The sequence below is a fragment of the Herpetosiphon sp. NSE202 genome (assembly GCF_042688385.1).
Taxonomy (GTDB): domain Bacteria; phylum Chloroflexota; class Chloroflexia; order Chloroflexales; family Herpetosiphonaceae; genus Herpetosiphon.
This window is the reverse complement of the sequence record NZ_JBHUPY010000001.1, coordinates 802,662-817,559: the sequence shown is the minus strand read 5'-3', so window position 1 is coordinate 817,559 and position 14,898 is coordinate 802,662. Positions and strand designations below refer to the sequence as shown.

The following is a 14,898-nucleotide window of genomic DNA, read 5'->3' as shown; positions in this document are numbered from 1 at the left end:
ATTGCGATCAAATAAAAAGTGCCGAAGCACTCTTTACTTTTAATTTTTACAACGTTCGCAGCGTCCATAAACCACCACATTGGCTGATTCGAAGGTTGCGCCAGCGGTCGAGGCAATTTGAGCCAACATTAAGTCAAGCTGTGGTGCATGACAATCGATAATTGAGCCACACTGCGAACAAACGAAGTTCATATGTGGAGTTGTATCGAGGTCATAGCGGGTGTGCTCATCGGTATTCAACGGCATCGACTGAATAACCCCCAGCTTTTCCAAGGTTGTGATGGTATTGTAGACCGTGGCTTGGCCAATGCCATGCTGTTTGACCACCTCGACAATTTCGGCAGCAGTGGGATGCCCGCCATGGCGCGCTAACGCCCAACAAACCGCCTCGCGTTGCGGCGTTGGCCGATAGCCGTGGTGTTCCAATTCGCGTAATAAGCGCCGTGCGCGCTCTTCAGGTTGCATAATTGCCATTGTGCTTCAACCTTAGAATGATTCTAATTACTATTCTAGCATTAGGCTTCATTTTTAGCAACACATGCTTAACTCGTCAAGTGAAGCTTTGACAACAAATGGGTTCTCCCCCTCGCCCACGTTTTCGTGGGCGAGGGGGCTGGCTTTCAAGGTAGGTTATGAAGATCCCCTCACACCCAACCCCTCTCCTGTGGCGCGGGCGAGGGGCTTTAACACGCTGGTTCTCCCGCAATTCCTTGGCGAAACATGGTCGGCTCCCCCTCGCCCGCGTTTTCGTGGGAGAGGGGGCTGGGGGGTGAGGGGATCACTCAATTAGGCACCAGCCACTCAATGTTTGCCACAAAAACTATGGTCATGCCCTAGGCTTGAGATCGGCATAGGTAAAAACCCACCCTACAGTTGGGACTAAGGTATCAGCAAAATCAATTCTATCCAACATCGTAGCTGGGTACAATACATGCTATCACGGGCATTTGGGAGGGCCAGCTATGCATTATCTCTTCGATCATCCAACCTGTATTCGGCGGACATCGCCCCAACACTTGGCAAGTTATGCCTACGGCGTGCGCGCCAGCTGCTCTGTACGTCACCCTGCGGGCGATGGCGTTGACGATCCGCGCTTTTTATTATTCGGCCCACAGCGCGGCAATTATCGCCATTGGTTCGATACCTATGAGATTAAGCCCGATAATGCGCCCGATTGGTATGCCCTGACGTTTCCCAAACCCACCAAATTAAATGTGGTGTATTGGATGCATGGCCCCATGTTCGATGATCATGGCTGGTGGACTTCACTGCAAGTGCAATATCGCGACGCTGAGGGTGCATGGCACAATGTCGAAGATTTGCAAATTACGCCAAATTATCATTTTAGCCCGCAACGTGGCGATCGTAAGCCCTTCGGAGCCTATGCTGCTCATTTTAATGCAGTGCGCACCAGCGCCATTCGCCTGATTGGCCAGCCCAGCGGCCAACCGCAAATTACCACCATGGCCTATTTGGCCGCCGATTGGACAACTTGCGAAGGCATTAATGCCCATTTGCGCCATATTGAGCAACCCTTACCTGCTATTTTTGATTTGTTGCCTGCCAATACCTTGTGGGACACGTTATCCAGCCTGCGCGATTTAACCAACATTGCCTTCGATTTGCAAACCAACGCCGGACTAGGGCTTGACCATTTTCTCGAGCCGCAACATTATCAGCGCTTCCACGAAAGCCAGCGCCAATGTTTCGCCGACGATTCGCTCTATCAACTGATTGGTCAGCACGCTGGTTGGCGCAAGCTTGGCCAAACGATTGAGCAAGCCCGCGAGCAAGCCTACGCCAGCAAGCAACCAGTCATTGCCCAACATCATGGCGGTTTGGTTTGGCTGGTCGTGCCAGTGATCAGCAATAACACGGTTTTGGGCACGATTGAAAATCGCAATTTTATTGCCCAAGATCCAATCGATTGGCAATGGCATCGCTGTTATGCCCAAGAATTAGGCCTCGATTGGGAGCGCTACCGTATAGCCTTGGAGCAAATTCGCCCATTTAGCGAGCAGCAAATTAATGCCACCATCAACCATGTGCAGCAACTGGTGCGCTTAGCCCAGCAATTGCTCAAAGATAGCCAAGAAATTCATAGTTTGAAAAGCAGCGCCTTGGCTGCCGAGGTATTTAGCCGCTCCAAAAGCACCTTTATGAGCATGATGAGCCATGAGTTGCGCACGCCGCTGAATGCAATTATTGGCTATAGCGAGCTGCTGATCGACGATTTGAGCGCTACCAACCAACAACAATCTGCTGATGATGCCCGTCAAGTGCGCAGCGCTGGCAGGCATTTGCTGCACGTGATCGAAACTATTTTGCAGGTAGCGAATTTAGAATCAGGCGCATCAAACGTGCATTACGATGATGTTGACCTCGAAATGGTCACCAATTCGCTCGAACTGAGCTTACGCACTCAATTTCAAAAACGCAACAACCAACTCGAAATTAAGCTCGACCCAGATGCAAGCTGGGTGTATTCGGATAGCTCAAAAGTCCGCCAGATTATCTTCCAACTGCTGCACAACGCCAACAAATTTACCGACCAAGGCCAAGTGCGCCTGACGATTGCTCCCGATAGCCTCGACCCCGAAATGATTGCCTTTGAGGTCTGCGACACCGGAATTGGCATCGATCACGAGCATTTACCCTTGCTATTTGCTGAATTCAGCCAACTTGATGCCTCAAGCACCCGCCGCTACGATGGCACGGGCATGGGCTTAGCGCTCTGTCGCCATTTGGCGCGGCTGCTTGGCGGCGATATTCGGGTTTGGAGCGAGCCAGGCATTGGCTCGACGTTTACCCTCGCTGTGCCGCGGCAAAGCGTTATAGCTGCCAGCAACAATTACTAAACATTTTGCAAAACAGTGCTATGCTATAAACGCAACGGGGCTACTAGGAAGGATGTAGCCCTGTCATTATGCGTGGTTCCTAAGGAGGGCTTGTGGACCAGCCAAATCCTTTGCGAGCAGGCTTACGAATTGCTCGCACCCCTGAAGCATGTACTGTGGTGATTTTTGGTGCAACCGGAGATCTCACTGCCCGTAAATTATTGCCTGCACTCTATAATCTGGCCCGCGAAGGCATGGTGCCCGCAGGCTTTTCTTTGCTTGGCGTTGGCCGCCGCCCATGGAGCGACGATGATTTTCGCGCTGAGATGCGCAAAAGCGCCGAGCAATTCTCGCGCGTTCAGCCAATTAACGAAGAAGTTTGGCAAACCTTTGCCGAAGGCCTGTTTTGGGTTGGCGGCGAATTTGGCGACCTCAATACCTACGAGCAAATTGCCAGCCGCCTCGAACAAATCGATCAGCAACGCAGCACTGGCGGCAATCGGCTGTTCTACTTGGCAATCCCGCCATCGTGGTTTGACGATGCAATTAGCAACTTGCAAAAGGTCAAATTGACCGAACAAAGCCATGGCTGGTCGCGAATTATCGTCGAAAAGCCATTTGGCCACGATTACAAATCGGCCCAAGAACTCAACGATCTGGTTAGCCGCGCTTTTGATGAAAGCCAAGTCTATCGGATTGACCATTATCTTGGCAAAGAAACTGTGCAAAACTTGTTGGTTGCGCGCTTTGCCAACGCCATTTTCGAGCCAATTTGGAACCGTAACTACATCGATCATGTGCAAATTACGGTCGCTGAAAGCCTTGGCATCGGCAGCCGCGCTGGATTTTATGAGGAAGCTGGCGCGTTGCGCGATATGATCACCAATCATATGATGCAATTGCTGACCCTGACCGCCATGGAACCACCAGTTGAGTTTAACGAGCATGAAGTGCGCAGCGAGAAAGTTAAAGTGCTACATGCGATTCGCCCGATGAGCGCCAACGATGTTGATCAGAATGCGCTACGTGCCCAGTATGATCAGGGTACAATCAATGGCGATGAAGTGCCAGGCTATTTAGCCGAGAAGGGCGTTAATCCAGCTTCGCGCACCCCAACCTTTGTCGCGCTCAAATTCGAGATCGACAATTGGCGCTGGGCTGGCGTACCATTCTACCTGCGCACTGGCAAACGGTTGGCCAAACGAGTCACCGAAATTGCGATTCAATTCAAAAAACCGCCCTTGCTGCTCTTCCCCGAAATTCGCGATGAAATTGAATCGAACGTGCTCGCGCTCCGCATTCAACCAAACGAAGGCATTACGCTCAAATTTAGCGCCAAACAACCAGGCCAGCGCATGATTATCCATCCCGTTAATATGGATTTTCGTTATGGCTCGTCGTTTGGGGTAGCTGCGCCCGAAGCCTACGAACGCTTGTTGCTCGATGCCATGCTTGGAGACCCGACCCTGTTTACCCGCCGCGATGAGGTCGAAGCCCAATGGGCCTTGATGACACCCATCCTCGAACGCTGGGAAAACGATGGCGTTGAGCACTTGCCGCACTACGAGGCAGGCACATGGGGTCCAGACGAATCTGATCAATTTATGCAACGTGATGGCCGCGAGTGGCGCAAATTGTAGGAGGTGGCAACCATGATGGGCGAAATTTCCAATAGCCCGCGTCCAGCGAATGTTGCTGAGATTGAGGACCAACTGCGCGATTTGTGGCGTGATTTAGGAGATCAGCATCGCGATGCCAACCATGTGATGACCCGCGTTTGTACTATGACCGTGATTGGCTATGGCGCAAACCAAGAATTAGCGAAGCGGATTCGCACCGCGTTGCCCCAAGTCTTTGGCGTGCATCCCTGTCGCGCAATTTTGATCGAAACGGCCAACGAGCCTGAGGAACTTAGCGCGTGGGTCAGCACGGTTTGCCAACCAAGTAGCGAAGAACACGAGCAAGTATGTTGCGAGCAAATTACCTTCGCAGTTGGCGAACAGATGCGCCGCCGTTTGCCGGGCACGGTGCTGCCCTTGGTCGTTTCCGATTTACCTTTGTTTGTCTGGTGGCCAGGGCCGTTGCACCCAGCCAGCAACGTGCGCACCCAACTCTTTGCCCACGCCGATCGCTGGATTATGGACTCTGCTGATTTTCTCGATCCATTGCCGGATTTGGCGCGCTTAAACACTATGATGACCAGCGACCAAACCGATGCGGTCAGCGATTTGACCTGGGCACGTTTGACCCCGTGGCGCACAGCTTTTGCCCAAATTTTCGATGCTATGGCTATGCGCCCAGTGCTCGAAAATATCAGCAGCATCAAAGTAACCACTGGGCGACATCAAGCAGCTGGCTTGCTCAGCATCGGCTGGATCGCAACCTGCCTGGATTGGCAACTGGTCAGCGCGAGCGGCAATAGCGAAACCTTGCTTTGCAATTTCAAACATCGCAATGGCACGGTCACAATCAGCATGCAAACCAGCGATCGAACTGGCGAAGAAGTACCGTTTATCGAATTGCAAGCTGCCAAGCACAAGGCCGCAATCACAGTTGGCCGCAGCAGCAACAAACAAGCCTTGCTCGCCAACCTGCGGCTTGATAGCGAAACCCGCTGCCAGATGAGCGAATTACCGAATCCCAGCGATAGTCTCTTGCTCTTAAATGAATTGAATATGTATAGTCATGATCGGGTTTATGAACGGGCATTGGCGATTGTCGCTGCAATTGCCCAAGCAACCGATCCTCATGGAGCACATGTATGACGCTGCAGATTGCCCCAAGCCGCGAGGAATTGATGATTCTCGCGGCTGATCGGCTGGTTGCCGAGGCTCAAACCGCCATCGCCGAACGTGGCCGTTGGATCATCGCGTTATCTGGTGGCTCAACGCCCAAAGCGCTGTTTGAATTGTTAGCTAGCCCTCAGTATCTGCACAAGATTACGTGGGGCCGAGCATTTCTCTTTTGGGGCGATGAGCGCTGCGTCGGGCCTGACGATCTCCAAAGCAACTATCGCATGACCAAAATCGCCTTAATCGATCATATTCCGATTCCGGTTGCCAATGTGCTGCGAATTCGTGGCGAGTTGGCTTCAGAAAGCGCTGCCAGCTTATATGCCCATGAAATCAAACGCATCTTTGGGCTAGCCGAAGGCCAATTACCGCAATTTGATACGATGCTGCTAGGCTTGGGCAACGATGGCCACACCGCCTCACTGTTTCCCGAAAGCGATATTTTGGGCCGCGACGATGTGTTGGTGGCTGAAACATGGGTTGCCAAACTCAAGCAATATCGCATTTCATTGACTGCTCCAGTGATCAATAATGCCCGCAGCAAGCTCTTTTTGGCGGCAGGCGCTGATAAAGCCAACGTCATTCGCGAGCTGCTTGAGCAAACAGGCAACTATCAAAACTATCCTGCCAGCCTAATTCGCAATGCCGATTGGCTGATCGACCAAGCGGCGGCTAGCCAACTGCAACGTTAACTGATCGTTAACACGTTTTCGTGGCACAATAGTAGGCATGCACCATAGCATTGAAAGGAATGTTCATGACTGACCATCGACCAACGATTATGCTTGTGCATGCCCACCCTGATGATGAAGTGATTTCAACAGGCGGCATTGCGCTGAAGTATCACGAGGAAGGAGTGCGGGTCGTTTTGGTAACCTGTACTCGTGGCGAAGAAGGCGAAATTGTAGATGCCGAATTAAACACGCCTGAGAACAAAGCACGCTTGGCCGAAATTCGCGATGTGGAATTGGCAAAGGCGATTGCGCTGCTCAATATTACCGAGTTTCATCAGTTGGCCTACCGCGATTCGGGCATGATCAACACCCCAGCCAACGATCACCCTGAATCGTTTAACAAAGCTGATTTACAAGCAGCCACGGCGCGTTTGGTCGCCTTAGTGCGCCAATATCAACCAGATGTGATGATTAGCTACGATGAAAATGGCAGTTATGGCCACCCCGATCATATTATGGCCCACAAAATCACGGTTGCAGCCTTTCATGCAGCAGGCGATCCCGAGCAGTTTCCCGAGGCTGGCCCAGCCTGGGAACCAAAGAAACTCTACTACACCGCCTATCGGCGCTCGATTTGGCGCAAAGCCTGGGAATATATGCAAGCTCGGGGCGATAAAACGCCGCTCGACGATCCAGAAACCGATCTTGAACGGTATGTCGATGATCCACGCACAACTACAGCGATTGAAATTAGCCAATATCTGACGACAAAATTGCAATCGTTGCTTGAGCATCGAACCCAAATTGCGCCGACATGGGGCTTTTTGGCCTTGCCCGAGGAGTTACGCGGCGATTTGCTGAGCCATGAACATTTTTCGCTGATCGAATCGCGGGTGAGCTTGCCCCAACGTGAAGAGTATGAAACCGATCTTTTGCTAGGGATTCGTTAACTTTAAAATGAAGCTGGGCGATGATTTCGCCCAGCTTCATTTTATTAATTGATTAGTAGCTAGCCCAGCGCTCTTTGGGCCAAAAACTAAGCCAAGCCTTGCCAATTACATATTCTAAGGGCAACGGCCCCCAGCGCCGTGAATCGCTACTAGATGGCCGATTATCGCCCATCACAAACACATGGCCTTCCGGCACAGTTAGCTCGCAATGGGCATCACAGAGAGTTTCAACCCCGCCAATATACTCCTCGGTTAATTGCTGCTCGTTCACCCAAACCTTGCCCTCGCGAATCCGAATCGTATCGCCGCCAACCCCAATCACCCGCTTGATATAATCTTTGTCGGGCAAATCGTGGGCAGCAGGGGGCGCAAGAAACACAATAATATCGCCACGTTCAGGCGGGTGCAGCAAATAGAGAAATTTTTTGGGCACATCGCCATTACCAGGCCACAAACGCAGGGGCGCGTTTAAATCGAGATGCGCGTAAATTGCTTTATTGACCAACACATATTGTTTGGTTTGCATGGTTGGCTCCATGCTTTCGCCCTCGATTTGAAAATTTTGAATCAAACTGCGCAAGATCAAAAAACTTAAAATCAAGCCGGCAAACAACTGCCACGAGTTACGCAAACGCGGGCGTTGTGGCGCAGGGGTTTGCGGTGCTGGCAATGGGGTTTGCGATTGCTCAAGCCAAGCAATTTCGTCGGCGCTTGGGGCTGTCACCGGCAGTGGCAGCGTATCATCAAGCGCCAAACGAGTTGTTTTTACTTCAGGTTGCTCGAAATCGTTCATTGATCAGTTGGTGATACATAACTAGGGGTTTGCACAACGCCCCAATCTTCTTTGGGCCAATACGAGAGCCAGGCTTTGCCAATCACATTATCAAGTGGCAATGGCCCCCATTCGCGCGAATCGCTGCTATTATTGCGGTTATCACCCATCACAAAGACATGGCCAACTGGTACATCGACGGTGCAGGTTGCGGCATAGCCTTTGCAGTTGGTTTGCGTGCCAGCATCAAGATATTCCGATTCATCAAGCAGTTGATCGTTGACATAGACTTGGCCATCAAGCAAGGTTACTTTATCACCTTCAACCCCAATCACCCGTTTGATATAGTCTTTATCCGGCTCATCGTGGGCCGATTCGGGAGCCAAGAACACCACAATATCGCCTTGTTGCGGCTTGCGGAAGGGATAAACCACATTTTGCTCAAGCTCGCCACGGCCAGGCAACAAGCGCAATGGGGCATTTAAATCGAAGTGCATATACAAGGCTTTGTTGACCAAAATATATTGCTGATCGTGCATGGTCGGGAACATACTAGAGCCTTCGATGCGAAAATTTTGCAATAGCCCACGCACAATAAAAAAGACCAAAAGCACAAAAACGACCGTCTCGATAATCTCTTTGACGACCGACCAGCCGCGACGTTGGGGAACGGTCTTCGCAGCAGCCTCGTCTAAATCCACCGGTTCTTCTGGTGGCGGAGCTGGCTCAAGCAGCGTTGGTTTTAATGGATTTGGATCATGGTGAACACGTTGATCAATCCGATCCCGAAGCGGTGTTGAACTCATTGAATTATCCTTACACCCTGAATTAAGTCGCTGCGCGGCATTATAGCATACCAACTTTGGCCAAACCTGCCCTAGAAGTCTTGATTTTAATTGACCAAATTGGGGATTGATCATCTAGTATGCCGCCAAGCCCAATTGCTGTCAATTTAAAGCAAAGCCCATGCCGTCAGTCGGCCAATGTTAGCGGTTCCATGGGCCGTTAACTGATAGGCAGCTGAACAACGCCTGATAACGGTTATTTGTTCCGAGAATGGTCTGCAGCAAGCTGGCTTCTATCAGCATAACATAGGTAGGCTGGTTCGCATCGGTTGTTAATCAAGTGCTAATCAGCGGCTGCCATCAACCTATAGCTTGCAATCTTTTTGATGCTTTGTGGTTACAATTCCCAAGCTCTGATCTCTAACTTTTCAAGGGTAGGTTGTTAATCAGCATTGTTGATCACCACCCTTCCGTCCCGCCTCAAGGCGGGAGACGCAGGGGGTTTTCATCCCCTTGCACCCCCTAATATTCGTTTTGTTGATTGTTTTGACGCATCTATTCCCCCACCTTCACAACTTCGTGCTCTTCGCGTTCTTCGCGGTTTCGATTCCTAACAACCAATCCCTTCTCAGCGTTTCACCACCCTTCCGTCCCGCCTCAAGGCGGGAGACGCAAGGGGTTTTCATCCCCCTGCACCCCCTAATATTCGTTTTGTTGATTGTTTTGACGCATCTATTCACCCACCTTCACAACTTCGTGCTCTTCGCGTTCTTCGCGGTTTCGGCTCCTTCGTGCTCTTTGTGCGCTTCGTGGTTCCGCACCCCTGATCCCTAGACCCTGACTACTTGCCCCAACAACTCCATCGTTCGATTGATCGAATTAGCCGCAAAAATGTGCTATCATCAAGCGTGGCACCACTTGGCAACGAGAACCCAGCTATGTCCCAACTACTCGACATTGAAACAACCCTAATTCGCGATGGCCGCCTTGCCTCGGCAGCATGTTTGGTGGTGGCGGTTTCGGGTGGCCCCGATTCGCTGGCCCTTTTGCATCGCCTTACCGCCTTGGCTGTGCCCTATGGCTGGCGCTTGCATGTCGCCCACCTTGATCATGGTTTGCGCGGCGAGCAATCTGCTGCTGAAGCAGCATTTGTGGCCGAGATAGCTGCCGATTGGGGTTTAACCGCGACGATTGAATTACGCGATGTTGACCAAATTGCCAAACAATTTCATGTTGGGCTGCCTGCCGCTGCCCGTGCCACCCGCTATCGTTTTTTGGCCGAGGTTGCGTTGCAACAGCAAGCAGATGCGGTTGTGCTTGGCCATCAATCAGATGATCAGGCCGAAACCGTCTTGTTGCACGTATTGCGCGGCACAGGCCCAAGCGGCTTGAGCGCAATGCGCCCGCGCACCGAGTGGGCTGGGTGGCGAGTGACCGCTGGCATGCCCCATCAAGCAAGCGGGCCAGCCTTGATTCGCCCAATGCTGAATATTACCCGCGACGAAATTGAGGCCTATTGCGATGAGCAGCAATTAGATCCACGCCGCGACCCGACCAATAACTCGCTTGAATATACGCGGGGCCGAATTCGGCATCAACTCTTGCCATTGCTCGGCGAATACAACGCCAAAGTTGTTTCGGCCTTGGCGCGCACAGCCCGCTTGGCAGCGATTGAAACTGACTACATGCAAAGTGAGCTGGATCGCCAATGGCAAAGCTTAATTGAATTTGAGCCAGGCTCAATAACCTTTCATCGCGAGCAATGGAACCATATGCATCCTGCCTTACAGCGCCATGCAATTCGCCGCGCGGTACATCTGCTGCGGCCTGAGCGCGAGGAATTAACATCCTCACAGCTTGACCATGCGTTAAGTGCAATGAACAGCATGCAACTGTTTTGCCAGATGCCACATAATTTAGTGCTGCATCGCAAACCGCATGGCTGGACGATGACCGTTGCCACGACCATGCAACCAACCAACGACGAGCCACAGTTGAGCATCGATGAATGGCCGCTCAACCAACAAGGCATGACTCCGCTGCCAGATGAACGCTGGCGGGTGATTATGGAATTGATGCCAAGTCGACCTGAATACAACCTTTCGCGCTGGCAAGGCTTGCTCGATGCTGATGCGATTCAAGGCAAATTGCTGTTACGCCAACGTCGCCCAGGCGATCGCATGCGGCCTGCTGGAGGCATTGGCTCACGCCGCATCCAAGATATTATGGTTGATATGCGTTTGCCACGCGAATTGCGTGCTCAATGGCCATTATTTGTCGATAATGTGGGCATTCTCTGGATTCCAGGCCTGCTGATGGCCGAACATGCCCACCCTACGCCCGAAACAACCCGCTTTTTGCTGATAACCTTGGAGGATACTCACGCCGATGCATCCTGATCTTGAACGGGTATTAATTGATACCGCAACACTCCAAAACCGAGTTCAAGCGCTTGGCACAGCAATTGCCCAAGCAACGGTTAACGCGCCAGAGCTGGTATTGGTTGGCATCTTAAAAGGTTCGCTGATTTTCATGGCCGATCTGATTCGCACGCTCGACCGCGAGGTTGCCTACGATTGCATCGCCGTCTCATCGTATGGAGCCAGCACCGAAAGCACTGGCGTAGTACGGTTGAACAAAGATCTCGATCTTGATATTGCTGGCAAGCATGTGATCATCGTCGAAGATATTATTGATAGTGGCTTAACATTAAAGTATGTGCATGATATGCTTTTGCGGCGCAACCCAGCTGCTTTAGAGATTTGTGCCCTACTCAATAAACCTGAACGCCGCAACGTCGATGTGCAGGTTGATTACTGTGGTTTCGACATTCCCAACGAATTTGTAGTGGGATACGGGTTGGACTATGCTGAACGCTATCGCAACTTGGCCTATATTGGGGTTTTAAGCCCACGTGTTTATACGCATTAACACATTGCTAATAAAGCTTTCCCTTGCTAGGTAGGTAGCGCTTTGGTATAATTTTTGAAGGTCGCTGTACTCCGCATGGAGTGCAGCAAAATTTTATGAGCGTGTGCGCACGTTCAGGAGATACTGCGATGGGTGAAAATCGCTTCTTACGCAACAGTTTTGTGTATTTGATCATCGTAGTGGCGGCGTTGGCGCTCTTCTATCAATACATCAATGGTAGTCCTGGCAATACCAGTGAAAAGAGCTACAGCGAGATTCTCGATTTATCGCTCCAAGGTAAAATTGCCGAAATCGTGCAAACCGAGGGCAATATCGAGTTTCGCGCAACCACCAACGATACGCCACCAGTTACCTATATCTCACATAAAAACAGCACGACCGAAAGTATCGAAGAGCTACTTTCGCAAAAAGCCCAAGATGCGAGCAAACTTGCTGAGCTGAAAGACCCAGAAAATAAAGCTGCAATTGCCGCACCATTGGAAAACGCCGCTAAGGTTAAGTTCAACCCGAAATCGGCTCCAGCATGGGGCGGAATCTTAGGCGCAGCTTTGACCTTCTTGCTGCCAACGCTGTTGCTGATTGGCTTTTTCGTCTTTTTCATGCGCCAAGCGCAAGGCTCGAACAACCAAGCGATGTCGTTTGGCAAGAGCAAAGCCCGCATGTTCACTGGCGATAAACCATCAGTAACCTTCGCTGACGTTGCTGGCCAAGAAGAAGCTAAACAAGACTTAACCGAAGTTGTCGAGTTTCTTAAATTTCCTGAGAAATTCGCCCAACTTGGCGCGCGGATTCCGCGTGGTGTTTTGATGGTCGGCCCTCCAGGGACTGGTAAAACCTTGCTCAGCCGCGCAGTTGCCGGTGAAGCAGGCGTGCCATTCTTCTCAATCAGCGGCTCGGAATTTGTCGAAATGTTTGTTGGGGTTGGCGCAAGCCGCGTCCGCGATTTGTTCGAACAAGCCAAGCGCAATGCACCATGTATCGTCTTTATCGATGAAGTTGATGCAGTTGGTCGCCAACGTGGTGCTGGTCTTGGTGGCTCGCACGACGAACGCGAACAAACCCTCAACCAAATCTTGGTTGAAATGGACGGCTTCGATAGCAACACCAATGTGATTGTGATTGCCGCTACCAACCGCCCTGACGTGCTCGACCCAGCTTTGGTTCGCCCAGGCCGTTTCGACCGCCAAGTGGTGTTGGATGCTCCCGATATGCGCGGACGGGTCGAAGTGCTCAAAGTGCATACCAAAGGCAAGCCACTTTCCGAAGATGTTAATTTGGAAGCAATTGCCAAATTGACTCCAGGCTCATCTGGTGCTGATCTGGCCAACATCGTCAACGAAGCCGCTATCTTGGCTGCACGCCGCTCGAAGAAACGCATCGCTATGCAAGAAATGCAAGATGCAACCGAACGAATTATGCTTGGTGGCCCAGAACGCCGCTCGCGCGTGATGACACCAAAGCAAAAAGAGTTGACCGCCTTCCACGAAGCTGGGCATGCAATTGTTGCGAAAGCTATGCCAGGCGCAAATCCTGTGCACAAAGTGACGATCATTCCTCGCGGGATGGCTGGTGGCTACACCTTGATGATTCCCGACGAAGATCAAAGCTACATGAGCGTTTCGCAATTTGAAGCCCAAATTGCGGTGGCGCTTGGTGGTCGGGCCGCTGAAGAATTGGTGCTGAGCGACTTTACAACTGGCGCTTCAGGCGATATTCAACAAGTGACCCGCATGGCTCGCGCTATGGTTACCCGCTATGGGATGAGTTCGGAGCTGGGGCCAATCGCCTTTGGCGAAAAAGAAGAGTTGATCTTCTTGGGCCGCGAAATCAGCGAACAACGCAACTATTCGGAAGAAACCTCACGCAAGATCGATTCGGAAGTGCGCCGCTTGGTCAGCGAAGGCCACGAACGCGCCCGCGCGATCTTAGAGCGCAACCGCGAAGTGATGAACCGCATGGCCGAAGCCTTGATCGAGCATGAAAACCTCGATGGTGAGCCATTACGCAATTTGCTTGATGAAGTGGTGCAATATAACTCCAACAACGGAGCTTATAACGACGCTTTGCCCAAGCAACGCATCTAAATCTCGCTCAAATGCTTATTTGAGAATTGGCGCAGGCAATAATGCTTGCGCCAATTTTTTGCCAACCTTCTCAGGCATACGCTATAATGGTCAACAAAAACTAATGATTGAGTAGCACAATCTGTGTGCTTAATTGTCAACCGTAGGAGTTTTCCGATGTCAGGGCATACAAAATGGCATGAAATTCGCCGCAAAAAAGGGGTTCTTGATCAACGCCGAGGTCAACGCTGGACAAAAATCGCCCGAGATATTACGATTGCAGCCCGCGAAGGCGGCGGCAGCCCTGATATGAACTTTCGGCTGCGCTTGGCGATTGAAAAGGCCAAAGCCGATAATATGCCATCGGATAACATTCAACGGGCAATTGATCGCGGCACTGGCGTAAGTGGTGAAGCAGCGCTCGAAGAAGTAACCTACGAAGGCTATGGCCCAGGTGGGATTGCGGTTATCGTCGATGCTGCGACCGACAATCGTAACCGCACAGTCTCCGAAATTCGCACTGCCTTCAACAAAAATGGCGGCACGCTTGGCGAAGGTGGCTCGGTCGGCTGGATGTTTGATATTAAAGGCTTGATCAATATTGATCGGACTGAAAAAACCGACCCCGACGAAGTAACCTTGTTGGCGATTGATGCTGATGCAGATGATGTGATCGTCAACGACGATACGATTATTGTTTACACCGAGTTTAGCAAGCTGGCTGCGGTGCGGGATGCACTCAACGAGCAAGGCCTCAAAATTAGCACTGCCGAAAAAACCATGCTGGCCAAAACAATCATGGAAGCAGACGAAGCCACGACCTTCCAGATTCTACGGCTCATGGAGCGGCTCGAAGATCTCGACGATGTGCAAAAAGTCTATAGCAACTTAGAAATCTCCGATGAATTAGCCGAAAAATATGCAGAACAAGGCTAGTTAATCAATCGTGAGCAGCATAAATCAGCACAGTCTGAGGCTGTGCTGATTTTGTTTAAGTTTGTGTTATCCCCGTAAAATTCAAGCCAAAGAGTAAAACAAAACAAGGCGATTCTGGTATAATCAGGGACGATTATCCAAACCCTAGCTAACCAGAA

At 51.2% G+C, this 14,898-nt stretch carries 12 protein-coding genes; 9 read left to right on the top strand and 3 right to left on the bottom strand.

Annotation, left to right across the window (positions count from 1 at the left end; translation table 11 throughout):
- Positions 1 to 39: 39 nt before the first annotated feature.
- Complete coding sequence (locus ACFMKP_RS03535) at positions 40 to 474, bottom strand: Fur family transcriptional regulator (protein WP_110514987.1); 435 nt, start codon at positions 472 to 474, stop codon at positions 40 to 42.
- A gap of 488 nt (positions 475 to 962) precedes the next feature.
- On the opposite strand from ACFMKP_RS03535, the gene ACFMKP_RS03530 reads away from it, so the two are divergent.
- From ACFMKP_RS03530 to ACFMKP_RS03510, 5 genes are all read left to right on the top strand, one after another.
- Positions 963 to 2,858 carry a sensor histidine kinase gene (locus ACFMKP_RS03530; RefSeq protein WP_382289106.1) on the top strand — a complete coding sequence of 632 codons (1,896 nt, stop codon included), beginning with the start codon at positions 963 to 965 and terminating at the stop codon, positions 2,856 to 2,858.
- A gap of 92 nt (positions 2,859 to 2,950) precedes the next feature.
- Complete coding sequence (gene zwf, locus ACFMKP_RS03525; protein ID WP_382289105.1) at positions 2,951 to 4,477, top strand: glucose-6-phosphate dehydrogenase; 1,527 nt, start codon at positions 2,951 to 2,953, stop codon at positions 4,475 to 4,477.
- 12 nt (positions 4,478 to 4,489) lie between these two features.
- Positions 4,490 to 5,602 (top strand): glucose-6-phosphate dehydrogenase assembly protein OpcA, encoded by a 1,113-nt coding sequence (locus ACFMKP_RS03520; protein WP_382289103.1) that lies wholly within the window; start codon positions 4,490 to 4,492, stop codon positions 5,600 to 5,602.
- Positions 5,599 to 6,321, top strand: a complete 723-nt coding sequence (gene pgl, locus ACFMKP_RS03515) for a 6-phosphogluconolactonase (RefSeq protein ID WP_382289102.1) — start codon at positions 5,599 to 5,601, stop codon at positions 6,319 to 6,321. The genes ACFMKP_RS03520 and pgl overlap by 4 nt, the downstream gene beginning before the upstream one ends.
- Before the next feature lie 65 nt (positions 6,322 to 6,386).
- Complete coding sequence (locus ACFMKP_RS03510) at positions 6,387 to 7,253, top strand: PIG-L family deacetylase (protein ID WP_382289100.1); 867 nt, start codon at positions 6,387 to 6,389, stop codon at positions 7,251 to 7,253.
- A gap of 52 nt (positions 7,254 to 7,305) precedes the next feature.
- Here the strand turns inward: ACFMKP_RS03510 and lepB (ACFMKP_RS03505) are convergent, their stop codons facing one another.
- Positions 7,306 to 8,046, bottom strand: coding sequence for a signal peptidase I (gene lepB / locus ACFMKP_RS03505; RefSeq protein ID WP_382289098.1), 741 nt, complete (start codon positions 8,044 to 8,046; stop codon positions 7,306 to 7,308).
- Positions 8,043 to 8,831, bottom strand: a complete 789-nt coding sequence (gene lepB, locus ACFMKP_RS03500) for a signal peptidase I (RefSeq protein WP_382289096.1) — start codon at positions 8,829 to 8,831, stop codon at positions 8,043 to 8,045. The genes lepB (ACFMKP_RS03505) and lepB (ACFMKP_RS03500) overlap by 4 nt, the downstream gene beginning before the upstream one ends.
- 917 nt (positions 8,832 to 9,748) lie before the next feature.
- Here lepB (ACFMKP_RS03500) and tilS point away from each other — a divergent pair.
- The 4 genes from tilS (at position 9,749) to ACFMKP_RS03480 (ending at position 14,740) form a co-directional block, all read left to right on the top strand.
- The gene (gene tilS / locus ACFMKP_RS03495; protein ID WP_382289094.1) at positions 9,749 to 11,209 is read left to right on the top strand and encodes a tRNA lysidine(34) synthetase TilS; all 1,461 of its coding nucleotides are present in this window, start codon (positions 9,749 to 9,751) and stop codon (positions 11,207 to 11,209) included.
- A complete protein-coding gene (hpt, locus tag ACFMKP_RS03490) occupies positions 11,199 to 11,741 on the top strand; it encodes a hypoxanthine phosphoribosyltransferase (protein ID WP_382289092.1) in 543 nt (180 codons plus the stop codon). The genes tilS and hpt overlap by 11 nt, the downstream gene beginning before the upstream one ends.
- A gap of 128 nt (positions 11,742 to 11,869) precedes the next feature.
- Entirely contained in the window at positions 11,870 to 13,825 is a 1,956-nt protein-coding gene (gene ftsH / locus ACFMKP_RS03485; RefSeq protein WP_204754645.1) for an ATP-dependent zinc metalloprotease FtsH, read from the top strand.
- Positions 13,826 to 13,981: 156 nt separating this feature from the next.
- Positions 13,982 to 14,740: a YebC/PmpR family DNA-binding transcriptional regulator gene (locus ACFMKP_RS03480; RefSeq protein WP_382289090.1), complete on the top strand. Its 759-nt coding sequence runs from the start codon at positions 13,982 to 13,984 to the stop codon at positions 14,738 to 14,740.
- Positions 14,741 to 14,898 lie beyond the last annotated feature (158 nt).

Bases quoted from the DNA above. Each gene is read 5' to 3' on its own strand.
- ACFMKP_RS03535 (WP_110514987.1), bottom strand. From the start codon at position 474: ATGGCAATTATGCAACCTGAAGAGCGCGCACGGCGCTTATTACGCGAA.
- ACFMKP_RS03530 (WP_382289106.1), top strand. From the start codon at position 963: ATGCATTATCTCTTCGATCATCCAACCTGTATTCGGCGGACATCGCCC.
- ACFMKP_RS03520 (WP_382289103.1), top strand. From the start codon at position 4,490: ATGATGGGCGAAATTTCCAATAGCCCGCGTCCAGCGAATGTTGCTGAG.
- pgl (WP_382289102.1), top strand. From the start codon at position 5,599: ATGACGCTGCAGATTGCCCCAAGCCGCGAGGAATTGATGATTCTCGCG.
- ACFMKP_RS03510 (WP_382289100.1), top strand. From the start codon at position 6,387: ATGACTGACCATCGACCAACGATTATGCTTGTGCATGCCCACCCTGAT.
- lepB (WP_382289098.1), bottom strand. From the start codon at position 8,046: ATGAACGATTTCGAGCAACCTGAAGTAAAAACAACTCGTTTGGCGCTT.
- lepB (WP_382289096.1), bottom strand. From the start codon at position 8,831: ATGAGTTCAACACCGCTTCGGGATCGGATTGATCAACGTGTTCACCAT.
- tilS (WP_382289094.1), top strand. From the start codon at position 9,749: ATGTCCCAACTACTCGACATTGAAACAACCCTAATTCGCGATGGCCGC.
- hpt (WP_382289092.1), top strand. From the start codon at position 11,199: ATGCATCCTGATCTTGAACGGGTATTAATTGATACCGCAACACTCCAA.
- ftsH (WP_204754645.1), top strand. From the start codon at position 11,870: ATGGGTGAAAATCGCTTCTTACGCAACAGTTTTGTGTATTTGATCATC.
- ACFMKP_RS03480 (WP_382289090.1), top strand. From the start codon at position 13,982: ATGTCAGGGCATACAAAATGGCATGAAATTCGCCGCAAAAAAGGGGTT.